The sequence below is a fragment of the Pseudonocardia tropica genome (genome assembly GCF_040105315.1).
Lineage (GTDB): Bacteria > Actinomycetota > Actinomycetes > Mycobacteriales > Pseudonocardiaceae > Pseudonocardia > Pseudonocardia alni.
The window spans coordinates 43,360-55,908 of record NZ_JBEDNP010000004.1 but is presented as its reverse complement, the minus strand read 5'-3'; the positions used below and the strand labels follow the sequence as shown (position 1 = coordinate 55,908).

Here is a 12,549-nt window from a genome sequence, read left to right as displayed (position 1 = left end):
CCGGGGTCAGCCGTTCGCGGCCACGTCCTCCAGGAACGCCAGCAGGGTGCGCACCGGCACCCCCGTGCCGCCCTTGGTGGTGTAGCCGCGCGGCCCGCCGGTGTTGAACGACGGCCCGGCGATGTCGATGTGCGCCCACGGCAGCCCGGCGGGCACGAACTCCTTGAGGAACGTGCCGGCCAGCAGCATCCCGGCGAACCGCTGCCCGCTGACGTTGCTGATGTCGGCCACCCGCGAGTCCAGCTCGCCGCGCAGGTACTCCGGCAGCGGCATCGCCCAGGCGTCCTCGCCGGTGGCGGTGCCGTGCGCGGCGACCCGGTCGCGCAGCTCGTCCGAGCCCATCACCCCGGCGGTGCGCAAGCCGAGCGCGACGAGCTGGGCGCCGGTCAGCGTCGAGGTCTCCACCAGGTAGTCGGGGTCGTCCTGGGCGGCGCGGACGATCGCGTCGGCGAGGATCAGCCGTCCCTCGGCGTCGGTGTTGAGCACCTCGACGGTGGTCCCGCCGAACATGGTCAGCACGTCGCCGGGCTTGTACGCCGTCGACGACGGCATGTTCTCCGCCATCGGCACGGTCGCGGTCACCGTGACCGGCAGCTCCAGCTTCGCGGCGAGCACGACGGTCGCGACGACCGCGGCCGCCCCGCCCATGTCCGAGGTCATGTCGGCCATGCCGGCGTTGGGCTTGAGCGAGATGCCGCCGGTGTCGAAGGTGATGCCCTTGCCGACGAGCGCGACCCGCTTCGACGCGGCCGGGCCGCCGTTCCAGGTCAGGCGCACCAGCCGGGGCGGGTTCGCCGACCCCTTCCCGACGCCGGTGACGCCGCCGTAGCCGTTCTCCCGCAGCCCGGCGTCGTCGAGGACCTCGGTGACCAGCCCGGCGCGTTCGCCCAGCGCCACCGCGTGCGCCGCGAAGGTCTCCGGGACCAGCACGTTCGGCGCGGTGTTGACCAGGTCCCGGGCGGTGACGACGGCCTCGGCGACGAGCGTCGCCCGCCGCACGGCCGGGGCGTCGGCACCGGTGAACGACCAGCTGCCGACCGGGGCGGCCGCGGCGTCGGTGGAGGTCCGGTGCCGGTCGAAGCGGTGGCCGCCCAGGACGGCGCCGACGACCGCGGCCTCGGCGTCGAGGGCGGACAGCGTGCTCAGCACCGAGCCGGTCCCGGCCAGTGTGCGGGCGGCGGCACCGGCGGCGCGGCGGACCGCCTCGGACGCCTTCGGCCCCTCGGCCGGGCGGCCCAGACCGACCGCGACCAGCCGCGGCGCGGACAGCGCGCCGCGGGTCGGCAGCGACACGACCTGCTCGGCCTTCCCGGTCGCGCCGACGGTGGTGAGCAGCTCCAGCAGCTCCCCGGAGAACGCGGCGTCGACGCCGGCGGCGCCCGCGGCCAGCGCGGGGCCGGTGCCGTCGGCGGCGTCGGCCGCGGGGGCGTGCAGACCGACCACGACGGCGTCGACGACCGCCTCCGTCTCGGCACCGCTGTGTGCGGCGGTCTGCGGGAGGGTCGGGACGTCGATCGGCACGGGTGGCACTCCTCGGGGTCGGACGGGAACGGTGGGTATCGGACGAGTGGCTCCGGGTCGTCCGATCTCACCCTGTGTGGCCGGTGCACACGTCCCGTGCGCCGGGTGGGTGGGGAGCCGGTGGCGGGCGGGACGGCGAGACCGGACCGAGATGGTAATGACACCCCCGCGGCGCCGCGCGGCACAGGGGTGGATGGGAAGGTGAGCGGGTGCCCCGTCCCCCGTACCGGATCCCGACCGTGACCGCGGTCGTCGTCGCCCTGTCGGCGACGTTCGGTACCGGGCTGTACGCCGCGCTCGGCCCCGCGGCCGCGTCGGCGGGCACCTGGTTCCCGCTCGGGGTGCTCCTCGCCGCGCTGCTCGCGCTCGGCGTGGTCGGCTCGACCGCGCACCTGTCGCTCGCCCGCCCGGCCGGTCCGGAGCTGGCCCGCGGTGACCTGCCCGTCCCCGCACTGCGGCTGGGGGCGGTCGCGCGGGTGACCTCGCGGGCCGCCGCCGGGTCGGCCGCGGCGCTGGTGTTCGGCGCCCACGTGCTGCCCACCCAGCCGGTGACGATCGCGGTGGTGGCGGTGCTCGCCGTCGTCGCGGTGAACGCCTTCGGGGTACGGATCTCGCCCGGTGCGGCGCGCGGGCTGGTGGTGGGCACGGTGCTCGCCCTGACCGTCGCGATCCTGGTGGGGCTGCGGTCGGACGGGCCGCACGCGGTGCTGTCCTCGGCGATGCCCGCCGCGGCCACCGGGGCCGGCATCGCCGGCGACGGCGCCGGGACGCCCGACGACCCGGCCGTCGCCACGCTGCAGGCCGCGATCGAGCCGGGCCCGCTCGGCGTGCTCGCCGCCGCCGGGTTCGTGTTCCTCGCCTTCACCGGGCTGTCCCGCGTCGCCGAGCTCGGGGGCAGCCTGCGGGACCCGGTGCGGGCGATCCGCCGGGCCCCCGCGCTCGCCGTCGTGATCACGACGGTGCTGCTGCTCCTGCTGTCGGCGGCCCTGCTGCGCGGGCTAGGTGCGTCCGGGCTGGCGTCGGCGTCGGCGCCGCTGGCCGCGCTGATGGACACCAGCAGCAGCGCCCAGGTGGGGGTGCTGGTGCGGGTAGGTGCCGCCGCCGCCACGGTCGCCGCACTGCTCGGGGCGCTGTCACGGGCCGCAGCCGGCGCCGCCCGGCTGTCCCGCGAGGGGGAGCTGCCCGCGTTCCTGGGGCGGGGCGGGGCGCGCGGCACGCCGTGGGTGGCCGACCTGACGCTGGGGGTGCTGACCCTGGCGATGACCCTGCTGCTGTCCGCGACGACCGCGATCGTCGTCACCGTCGTCGCGGCCCTGGTCCACCACGCCGTGCTGCACGCCGCGGTGCTCCGGCTGCCGGGACGCCCCGTGCGGGCGGCGGTCGTCGCCGTCGCCGGTGGGGTGGGGTGCCTGGCCGTCGCCGCGTCGATGCCGCCGTGGCCGCTGGTCGCGACGGCCGGGGCGCTCGCCGCGGGCTGGGTGCTGTGCGCCGTCACGGCGCGCTCCCGCGCCCGCGCCGCGGCCGAGGAACCCGTGCGCCGCAGCGATCCCGAGGAACAGGCGGCCTGAGGCCGATAGGGTCGGGCGCGTGACCGACGAGCTCCTGCCCAGCCCGCTGCACGACCGGCACGTCGCCCTCGACGCCACCCTCGGCGAGTTCGGGGGGTGGTCGATGCCGATCTCCTACCCGGGCGGCACCGTCGCCGAGCACACGTCGGTCCGCGAGACGGCGGGCCTGTTCGACGTCAGCCACCTCGGCACCGTCCCGATCTCCGGGCCGGGCGCGGCCGCGCACCTGAACGCCTGCCTCACCAACGACCTCGGCCGCATCGGCCCGGGCCGCGCCCAGTACACCCTGGCCTGCGACGACCGCGGCGGCGTCGAGGACGACATGATCGTCTACCTGGCGGCCGACGACGACCTGCTGCTCGTGCCGAACGCCGCGAACTCCACCCGGATCGTCTCCGCGCTCGCCGCCGACGCCCCGCCCGGGGTCACGGTCACCGACCGGCACCGCGAGCTCGCCGTGCTCGCCGTCCAGGGGCCCCGCTCCGCCGAGGCCCTGACCGCGGCGCTCGGTGCCGCGGGACAGGGCGTCGCGGACCTGGGCTACATGGCGTTCACCGACCTCGAGGGCGGCCTGAACGACGGCGGTCTGCGGATCTGCCGCACCGGCTACACCGGCGAGCTCGGCTACGAGGTCGTCCTCGCCGCGGAGGCGGCACCGGCGATGTGGGACGCCCTGCTCGCCGCCGTCCGCGCCGTCGGCGGCGGACCGTGCGGTCTCGCGGCGCGCGACACCCTGCGCACCGAGATGGGCTACCCGCTGCACGGCCACGAGCTGTCCACCGAGATCAGCCCGGTCCAGGCCGGGAGCAGCTGGGCGGTCGGCTGGGACAAGCCCGCGTTCTGGGGCCGCGACGCCCTGCTCGCCGAGCGCGCGGCGGGCCCGGCGCGGCGCCTGCGTGCGCTGCGGGCGACCGGGCGTGGTGTCCCGCGGGCGGGCATGACCGTCCTCGACGGTGAGGGCGGCAGGCCCGTCGGCGTCGTCACCTCCGGGACGTTCTCCCCGACGCTGCGCACGGGCGTCGCGCTGGCCCTGGTCGACACCGCGGGCGAGGTGGCCGTGGGCGACACGCTGGTGATCGACGTCCGGGGCCGTGCGCTGCCGGTGGAGGTCGTGAAGCCGCCGCTGGTGCCCTCGCACGTCCGCTGAGCGTTCCGTTCCTCGGGAATCCGACTGTTTGCCCCGTGGACAGCGGGGATACCGTTCGGGGCATGAGCGCGCCGAAGTTCTCCGTGACCCGCAACCCCGCCCCGGCGTCCCCGCAGCGGCGCGCCGACGTACTGGCCGCCCCCGGCTTCGGGCGGTACATGACCGACCACATGGTGACCGTCCGGTGGACCGCGGGCACCGGCTGGCACGATCCGGCGGTCGTGCCGTACGGGCCGATGACGCTGGACCCGTCGTCGATGGTGCTGCACTACGGGCAGGAGATCTTCGAGGGGCTCAAGGCCTACCGCCAGCCCGACGGCTCGATCGCCTCGTTCCGGCCCGACGCGAACGCCGCCCGGTTCGCCGGCTCCGCGCGCCGGCTCGCGATGGCCGAGCTCCCCGAGGACCTGTTCCTCGCCTCGCTGTCCGAACTCCTCGCGGTCGACTCCGAGTGGGTGCCCGAGGCGGGCGGGGAGGACTCGCTCTACCTCCGGCCGTTCATGATCGCGACCGAGGTCGGGCTGGGGGTGCGGCCCTCGTCGGAGTACCTGTACTCGGTCATCGCGTCCCCGGCCGGGCCGTACTTCTCCGGCGGGGTCAAGCCGATGGACGTGTGGCTGGAGACCGAGTACACCCGGGCCGCGCTCGGCGGCACCGGCACCGCCAAGTGCGGCGGGAACTACGCCGCGTCGCTGCTCCCGCAGTCGGTCGGCGCCCAGCACGGCTGCGCCCAGGTCGCCTACCTCGACGCCGAGGAGCGTCAGTGGATCGACGAGATGGGCTCGAACAACCTGTTCTTCGTCTTCCGCTCCGACGACGGCTCGGTCGAGGTCGCGACGCCGGACCTGCGCGGCTCGGTGCTCGCCGGCATCACCCGGGACTCGCTGATCACGGTGGCGAAGGACCTCGGGATCTCCGTGGTCGAGCGCCGCATCTCCGGCCAGGAGTGGCTCGGTGGCGCCGCGAGCGGCGTGCTGACCGAGGTGTTCGGCTGCGGCACCGCCGCGGTGATCACCCCGATCGGGACGGTCAAGCACAGCGGCGGCGAGGTGACCGTCGGCAACGGTGAGCCCGGCCCGGTCACCCTGCAGCTGCGCGAGGCGCTGACCGCGATCCAGCGCGGCGCGGCCCCGGACCCGCACGGCTGGATGCACACCCTGGTGCCTGCCTCCGCGTCGGTCTGAGCCGTCCCGGGTCGGCCCTCCGGTCCCACCGCGTCTCGGGGGCCACCCGACCCGCCCGGCCCGACCGACGGCGCGGCCCTCGGCCGCGGGCGTCCCGGCGGCGCGCATCCCCGGCTGCGGGGACCACCGGCGGCGCGGATCCCCGGTCCTGCGATGCCCGGCGCCCGGACCGGCTGGAGCGCGCCCCGCGGACCGCCACCCGGGTCACCCGGTGAGCGCGGCCGCCAGGACGACGAGGACCGCGGTGCCGCCGAGCTCGCAGGACGCACCCAGGACGTCGCCGCTCATCCCACCGAAGCGTCGCCGGGTGTGCCGGGCCAGCCCCACCACCAGCAGCGCCGCGATCAGCACCGCCCCGGCGACGGCGAGCACCACCCCGGCGGCGCCCGCCTCCGGGACGGCGGCGTACCGCTGCGGCTCGACGGCGACGACCAGCGCGGCGGTCGCGGCCACCGCCAGACCGGTCCACCACAGCGGCGCCACCCACACCGGCTGCGACCCGGCGACGGTCGCCCCCAGCCCGCCGGGGCGCGCGGCGGGCGTCCCGCGGCGCGCGACCCAGCAGAACCCGGCCCGCCCGGTCGCCGCGGCCAGCGCGCAGACGACGAGCACGACCGCGGGCGGCGCGGACGCCAGCTGCGCGAGGGCGGCGGCGCGGGCGCCCAGCACCACCAGCAGCGTGACCACGGCGAACGGTCCCGCCCCGCCGTCGGCCATGATCCGCAGCGCCCGCTCCGGCGGGCCGTAGCTGCCCAGGCCGTCGGCGGTGTCGGCGATGCCGTCGACATGCATCCCGCGCGTCGCGAGGGCACCCGCCCCGACCGTCAGCAGGCCCGCGACCAGCGGGGACACCCCGGCGGCGACGAGTCCGGTGAGCAACGCCCCGCCCGCGACGCCGAGCCCGGCGCCGACCAGCGGAGCCCAGCGCAGGGCGGCCGCGGCGACGCCGTCGGGAAGCGCGCCGTCGTCGGAGGTGCGGACCCGGGCGGGCACGACGGTCAGCCAGCTGACCGCCAGCGCGAGCCCGGCGAGGGGACCCGGCCGGGGTCCGCTCACCGGCCGAGGCCGACCGGCGCGGTCACGTCACCCGGGACGACGCCGGTGTCGTGCGCGGTCCCGGTCTCGGCGAGCAGCCGCGCCGCGGTGACCAGCAGCGGCAGCACCGTCACCGCGGCGGTGCCGTCCTCGGTGCGCACCGCCAGGTCCAGCAGCGGCACCAGCGACAGGTGCTCCAGGACGAGCGCCGCGGCCGGTTCGGTCGACGGCTGCGCGGCGACCCACCAGTCCTTCGCACCGGGGGCCAGCTCGTCGGCGAGCAGGGCCGCGGCGCCGACGGCCAGACCGTCGAGCACCGCGGGCACCGTGCGCTCCGCGGCCCGGGCGAGGAACCCGGCGAGCACGATGAGGTCCGTGCCGCCGACGGTGCGCAGCAGCGCCAGCGGGTCGCGCAGGTGCGGGCGGGCCCGGCGCAGCGCGTCGCGGATCGCGACGGCCTTGCGCATCCAGGCGCGGTCGTCGATCCCCGACGCCCGCCCCACGACCGCGACGGGCTCGGCCCCGGTCACCGCCGCGACGAGCGTCGCGGCGGGGGTCGTCACGCCGACGGCGAGCGTCGCCGGGATCAGCAGGTCCGCGCCGGCGTCGATCTCGGCGTCGGCCAGCCGCCGCCCGGTCAGCCACGCCGCGGTGGCGCGCTCGCCGTCCAGGGCGTCCTCGCGGTCGATCCGGCCGGTGCCGTGCGCGACGAGCCAGCCCGGCTCGGCGCCCTCGGCCCCGGACACGAGCCCGACGTCGACGACCCGCACGGTCGCCCCGGCGGCCCGCGCGGCGACGGTGACCGGCAGCCGTCCGGCCGCGGCGGCGGTGGCGCGCACCGTGGACACCTGCGGCGGGTACGCCGAGACACCGTTCTCGGCGATGCCGTGGTCGGCGGCGAGCAGCACCACCCGGGCGCGCACGGGCGCCTGCGGGGGACAGGTGCCCTGGCAGGACGCGAGCCAGACGCCCAGCTCGCCGAGCCTGCCGAGCCCGCCGGTGGGCATCGCGAGCCCCTCGACCAGTGCGACGGCCTCGCGGCGGCTGCGGGAGTCCGGCCGCCCGACGGTGACCGGGACGATCTCCACGTCCGACCCGGTGACCGAGTCGGGTGTCGTCGCGGCCCCGGCGACGGCGCCCGCGGCCGCCCCGGTCGCGGGGAGGACCGCACCCGGGACCCCGGCGGGGGTGCCGGCGACGTCGCCGTCGGCGTCGGCGACCTCGGCTCCGGCGGCCGGAGCACCGCTCCCACCGCTCCCACCGGGAGCCGTGACCCCGGTGGCGGAGCCGGGCGAGCCGGCTACGGCGGCGTCGAGCCCGGCAGCGGGTCCCGCAGCGGCGAGATCGGCGGGTGCTCCGGCGGCCGGCGCTGCAGGACCGGATGTGGGGGCGGCGATGCCGGCCGGATCGGCGGAGGCGTCCGCGGCCGGAGCGGGCAGGGCGAGGGCCCGCCCCGCCACCACGAGCACGACGTCGTCGCACACCCGCGCGACGGCGGCGTTCAGCTCGCCCAGCCGGTCGCGGAACAGCCGCCCGGCGCGGGTGTCCGGCACGACCCCCAGCCCGGTCTCGGCGGACACCAGCACCAGCGGTCCCGGCGCGGCGGCGACCGCGGCGACCAGCCCGTCGACGGCGGCGTCGACCGTGGCGGGCACGACCGGGGCGTCCCAGGCGCCGGCGTCGTCGAGGACCCCGGTCAGCCAGGTCGCCAGGTCGTCGACCAGCACCGGGCCGGGCCGGGCGAGCGCGGCGGCCAGCTCGGTGCCGCCGACCTCCTCGGTGGTCCAGTGGGCCGGGCGCCGGGCGGTGTGCGCGGCGATCCGCGCGTCCCACTCGGTGTCGCCGGGGATCCGCCGGCCGGTCGCGAGGTAGCGGACCGCCGCGTCGTCGCCGAGCAGTTCCTCGGCGTGCCGCGACTTGCCGGAGCGCGTGCCCCCGAGGACGAGCGTCCGCAGTTCGACGGGAGGAGTCACGCCGCACATCGTGTCCTACCGGTCCCCGGTAGCGTCGCGAAGGTGCTCGATCATCTGGTCCTGGCCACCCCCGACGTCGACGGCACCGCCGCTGACCTGGCCGGACGTCATCTCCACACGCTCGAGGGCGGGCCGCACGTCGGTGTCGGCACCCGCAACCGGCTGGCCGGGATCGGGCCGGGCCGCTACCTGGAGGTCGTCGGCCCCGACCCCGCGCAGGACGAGCCGGGCGCACCGCGCCCGTTCCGGATCGACACCCTGGCCGCGCCCGCGCTGGTGACCTGGGCGGTGCGCGTCGACGACCTCGACGCCGCGCTCGCCGCGGCCCGCGCCGTCGGGCACGACCCGGGACCCGCCCGCGACATGTCCCGCCGGCGCCCGGACGGCACGCTGCTCGCGTGGCGGCTCGCGTTCCCGCCCGACGACGCGGGCGGGGTGCTGCCGTTCCTCATCGACTGGGGCACCACCCGGCACCCGTCGGCCGACCTGCCGGTCCCGGCGAGCCTGCGCACGCTGCGCCTGACCCACCCCGAGCCGGAGCGGGTGACCGCACTGCTCGACGCGGTCGGTGCGGGTGGGGAGGCCGAGGTCGTCGCGGGGGAGTCGCCGTCGCTGCAGGCCGTGCTGGACCTGCCCGGCGGGCCGCTCGTGCTCTGAGGGCAGGGGCCCGCCGGGACGGTGTCAGACCGTGTCGCCGCGCTTGACGCGCGGCTTGGGCACCCGCATGCGGCGAGGCTGGGTGGCGCGGGAGAACGCGTACCACCCGGTACCGAGTCCCTTGATCTCCTCGCCGGGGAACTTCGCGCGCGCCTTCTTCAGGACCTGCATGCCCAGCAGCGTGCCCTCGACGACCATCACGATCAGCATGAGGAACGTGAACAGCGTGACGTACTGCTGGATCACCGGGTTCTGGATCAGCGCGGCGACCAGCACGAGGGCGGCCAGCGGCAGGAACAGCCCGATGACGTGCGGGCGCGAGTCGACGACGTCGCGCACGTAGGCCCGCACCGTGCCGCGGTCGCGGGGGAGCAGCACCCGGTCGTCGCCGGCGTCCATCCGCTTGCGGCGCTCCAGCGCCTTCGCCCGGCGCTCGTCCTTCGACGGCCGGGTGGCGCGGGCCAGCTTCGCGGCCTCCCGCTGGGTGCGCGGCGGGGGCGGCGCGGGACCGCGCCGCCTGCCCTCGGCGTCACGGCGCTTCGGTGTCGCCCGGCCCTTGCCGGGGGTGGTGTGGGGACGCGAGCGGGTCGCGCCCTCGCCCTCCGTCTCCGCAGCGTCCGTGCCCGCCGGGGACTCGACGGCCGTCTGACCGGCCTGGTCGGAGCTCTCGGAGCGGCGCAGGAACCTCACAGTCGTCCACAATACGGGCCGCCGCTAGCCTGCCCCGCATGCGCATCGTGGTGGCTCCCGACTCCTTCGGCGGAACGCTGCGCGCACGGGAGGCGGCCGAGGCGATCGCCGCGGGCTGGCGGCGCGGCGTGCCCGGCGCCGAGGTCGCGATCGTCCCGCTGGCCGACGGCGGCACCGGCTTCGCGGAGGTGCTGCACACCGCGCTCGGCGGGACCATGCACGAGCTGGAGGTCACCGGCCCGCTCGGTGACCCGGTGACCGGGTCCTGGCTGCGCGTCGGCGACACCGCCTACCTGGAGTGCGCCTCGGCGTGCGGGCTGCACCACGTCCCGCGCGAGGACCGGGTGCCCGGGGTCGCCCGCACCGCGACGACGTCCGGGGTGGGGGAGCTGCTGGCCGCCGCCCGCGACGCCGGCGTCACCACCGCCGTCGTGGGGCTCGGCGGGTCCGCCACCACCGACGGCGGCGCCGGCCTGCTGGCCGCGCTCGGCGCCGTCCCCGTCGACGACGACGGCCTCCCGCTCCCGCCCGGCGGCGCCGCCCTGGACTGCTGCGCCCGCCTCGACGGGACCCCCGACCTGGGCGGGATGACCCTGGTCGCGGCGAGCGACGTCGACAACCCGCTGCTCGGACCGCACGGTGCCGCCGCGGTGTTCGGTCCGCAGAAGGGCGCCGACGACGCCGCCGTGACCGAGCTGGACGGCGCGCTGACCGTGTTCGCCGGGGTGCTCGCCGACCTGGCCGGGCGCGAGGTGCGCGACCTGCCCTCGGCCGGCGCCGCGGGCGGTCTCGGCGCCGCGCTGCTCGCCATCGGCGCGCGGGTCGAGTCCGGTGCCGGGCTGGTCCGCGACCTGGTCGGGCTCGACGCCGAGCTGGACGCCGCCGACGTCGCCGTCACGGGGGAGGGCAGCTTCGACTGGCAGTCGCTGCGCGGGAAGCTCGTCACCGCCGTCGCCCGGCGTGCGGCCGACCGCGGGACGCCGTGCGTGGTGCTGGCCGGTCAGGTCAGCGTCGGCCGCCGGGAGGCCGCGGCGGCAGGGGTCGACGCGGCGTTCGGGGTGGCGGAGGAGTTCGGCCTGGAGGCGTCGATGGCCGACCCCGCCGGGACCCTCGCCGACCTGGCCGAACGGGTCGCACCACGCTGGAGCCGGTGAGCCCCGTCACCCGCCCGTCGGCGAATCGCACGGTCTCCGCCCGGATGCGGACCCGCCCGACGTCGTACTATGGATCCCGACGCCCGGTGGGAACAGGGCGGACCACGCACGTTGTTGGGAGAGTCATGACCGTTGACAACACCTTGGACGCGGGCGCGACCAGGGAGCAGACGCACGGCGTGGAGCTGACCGACTCCGCTGCCGTCAAGGCGCGCACCCTGCTCGAGCAGGAGGGCCGCGACGACATGCACCTGCGTATCGCCGTGCAGCCCGGTGGCTGCGCCGGCCTGCGCTATCAGCTCTTCTTCGACGACCGGTCGCTCGACGGTGACCTCTTCCGTGATTTCCACGGTCTCAAGGTCGGCGTCGACCGGATGAGCGCCCCGTACCTGCAGGGCGCCACGATCGACTTCGTCGACACCATCGAGAAGCAGGGCTTCACGATCGACAACCCGAACGCGGGCGGCTCCTGCGCCTGTGGCGACAGCTTCAACTGACGTCGCACAGCAGCACCTCCGAAGGGCCCCGCCGGTGATCTCCGGCGGGGCCCTTCGCCGTGGGTGACGTAGGGTCCCCTGTGTGCCTATTGCCGTGACGGGATCGATCGCCTCCGACAATCTCATGCATTTCCCGGGGAAGTTCTCCGAGCAGATCCTCGCCGACCAGCTGGACCGGATCTCGGTCAGCTTCCTGGTCGACGACCTGACGGTCCGCCGGGGCGGGGTCGCCGGGAACATCGCCTACGCGCTCGGGGTCCTCGGCCAGAACCCGGTCCTCATCGGTGCCGTGGGCGCCGACTTCGCCGAGTACAAGCAGGTCCTCGACGACCTGGGTGTCGACACCTCCGGGGTGCACACCCACGACGACGTCCACACCGCCCGCTTCGTCTGCACCACCGACGACGACATGCGCCAGATCGCGTCCTTCTACACCGGCGCGATGGCGAAGTCGAAGGAGATCGAGCTCGCCCCGATCGCCGAGCGCGTCGGCGGGTTCGACCTGGTGCTCATCGGCGCCAGCGACCCCGATGCCATGCTGCGCCACACCGACGAGTGCCGCGAGAAGGGCTACACCTTCCTCGCCGACCCGTCCCAGCAGCTGGCCCGCATGGAGGGCCCCGAGGTGCGGCGCCTCATCGAGGGCGCCACCTACCTGGTGACCAACGACTACGAGTTCGAGCTGCTGCTCAAGAAGACCGGCTGGACCGCCGAGGAGATCGGCGCCAAGGTCGGCACCCGGATCACCACCTTCGGGGAGAAGGGCGCGCTGATCGTCGAGGCCGACGGCACCGAGACCCGGATCGACGTCGTCCCGCCGACCGAGCTGGTCGACCCGACCGGTGTCGGCGACGCCTGGCGCGCCGGCTTCCTCACCGCGCTCGGCGCGGGGCTGTCGCTGGAGCGCTCGGCCCAGCTGGGTGCGCTCATCGCGACCTACGTCCTGGAGTCCGACGGCCCGCAGGAGTGGACCTGGGACCGCGACGCCGCCCTCACCCGGCTGCGCGACGCCTTCGGTGGCGCCGCGGCCGACGAGATCCGGGCCGTCCTGCCCGGCTGACCCCCGCCGTACGGGAACGGGCCGGCACCCCCGCGGGGGTGCCGGCCCGTCGTCGTGCGGGGC

At 76.7% G+C, this 12,549-nt stretch carries 11 protein-coding genes; 7 read left to right on the top strand and 4 right to left on the bottom strand.

The genetic code is table 11. The features are described 5' to 3' along the window. Nucleotides 1-6 precede the first annotated feature (6 nt). Nucleotides 7-1,515, bottom strand: coding sequence for a leucyl aminopeptidase (locus WHI96_RS08170; RefSeq protein ID WP_425571715.1), 1,509 nt, complete (start codon nucleotides 1,513-1,515; stop codon nucleotides 7-9). A gap of 215 nt (nucleotides 1,516-1,730) precedes the next feature. Between WHI96_RS08170 and WHI96_RS08165 the strand changes: the two genes are divergently transcribed. The 3 genes from WHI96_RS08165 to WHI96_RS08155 all read left to right on the top strand — a co-directional run bounded on the left by WHI96_RS08165 (nucleotide 1,731) and on the right by WHI96_RS08155 (nucleotide 5,420). Further along, nucleotides 1,731-3,089 (top strand): APC family permease, encoded by a 1,359-nt coding sequence (locus WHI96_RS08165; protein WP_345652698.1) that lies wholly within the window; start codon nucleotides 1,731-1,733, stop codon nucleotides 3,087-3,089. Between the two features lie 19 nt (nucleotides 3,090-3,108). Further along, nucleotides 3,109-4,236, top strand: a complete 1,128-nt coding sequence (gene gcvT, locus WHI96_RS08160) for a glycine cleavage system aminomethyltransferase GcvT (RefSeq protein WP_345652701.1) — start codon at nucleotides 3,109-3,111, stop codon at nucleotides 4,234-4,236. A gap of 62 nt (nucleotides 4,237-4,298) precedes the next feature. Beyond that, nucleotides 4,299-5,420, top strand: a complete 1,122-nt coding sequence (locus WHI96_RS08155; protein WP_345652703.1) for a branched-chain amino acid aminotransferase — start codon at nucleotides 4,299-4,301, stop codon at nucleotides 5,418-5,420. 204 nt (nucleotides 5,421-5,624) lie between these two features. On the opposite strand, the gene WHI96_RS08150 is transcribed toward WHI96_RS08155, so the two are convergent. Both WHI96_RS08150 and WHI96_RS08145 read right to left on the bottom strand, forming a co-directional pair. After that, the gene (locus tag WHI96_RS08150) at nucleotides 5,625-6,476 is read right to left on the bottom strand and encodes an adenosylcobinamide-GDP ribazoletransferase (protein ID WP_345652706.1); all 852 of its coding nucleotides are present in this window, start codon (nucleotides 6,474-6,476) and stop codon (nucleotides 5,625-5,627) included. Further along, nucleotides 6,473-8,428 carry a bifunctional adenosylcobinamide kinase/adenosylcobinamide-phosphate guanylyltransferase gene (locus WHI96_RS08145; RefSeq protein WP_345652709.1) on the bottom strand — a complete coding sequence of 652 codons (1,956 nt, stop codon included), beginning with the start codon at nucleotides 8,426-8,428 and terminating at the stop codon, nucleotides 6,473-6,475. The genes WHI96_RS08150 and WHI96_RS08145 overlap by 4 nt, the downstream gene beginning before the upstream one ends. A gap of 42 nt (nucleotides 8,429-8,470) precedes the next feature. Between WHI96_RS08145 and WHI96_RS08140 the strand changes: the two genes are divergently transcribed. Further along, nucleotides 8,471-9,085: a VOC family protein gene (locus tag WHI96_RS08140; RefSeq protein ID WP_345652712.1), complete on the top strand. Its 615-nt coding sequence runs from the start codon at nucleotides 8,471-8,473 to the stop codon at nucleotides 9,083-9,085. 24 nt (nucleotides 9,086-9,109) lie between these two features. Here WHI96_RS08140 and WHI96_RS08135 read toward each other — a convergent pair whose 3' ends face one another. Then, nucleotides 9,110-9,775: a DUF3043 domain-containing protein gene (locus WHI96_RS08135; RefSeq protein WP_345652715.1), complete on the bottom strand. Its 666-nt coding sequence runs from the start codon at nucleotides 9,773-9,775 to the stop codon at nucleotides 9,110-9,112. Between the two features lie 38 nt (nucleotides 9,776-9,813). Between WHI96_RS08135 and WHI96_RS08130 the strand changes: the two genes are divergently transcribed. The 3 genes from WHI96_RS08130 (at nucleotide 9,814) to WHI96_RS08120 (ending at nucleotide 12,486) form a co-directional block, all read left to right on the top strand. Then, on the top strand, nucleotides 9,814-10,929 hold the full coding sequence (locus WHI96_RS08130; RefSeq protein WP_345652718.1) for a glycerate kinase family protein: 1,116 nt from the start codon (nucleotides 9,814-9,816) through the stop codon (nucleotides 10,927-10,929). Between the two features lie 125 nt (nucleotides 10,930-11,054). Then, nucleotides 11,055-11,426 (top strand): HesB/IscA family protein, encoded by a 372-nt coding sequence (locus WHI96_RS08125; protein WP_345652720.1) that lies wholly within the window; start codon nucleotides 11,055-11,057, stop codon nucleotides 11,424-11,426. Between the two features lie 124 nt (nucleotides 11,427-11,550). Beyond that, complete coding sequence (locus tag WHI96_RS08120) at nucleotides 11,551-12,486, top strand: carbohydrate kinase family protein (RefSeq protein WP_345652724.1); 936 nt, start codon at nucleotides 11,551-11,553, stop codon at nucleotides 12,484-12,486. Nucleotides 12,487-12,549: the final 63 nt, after the last annotated feature.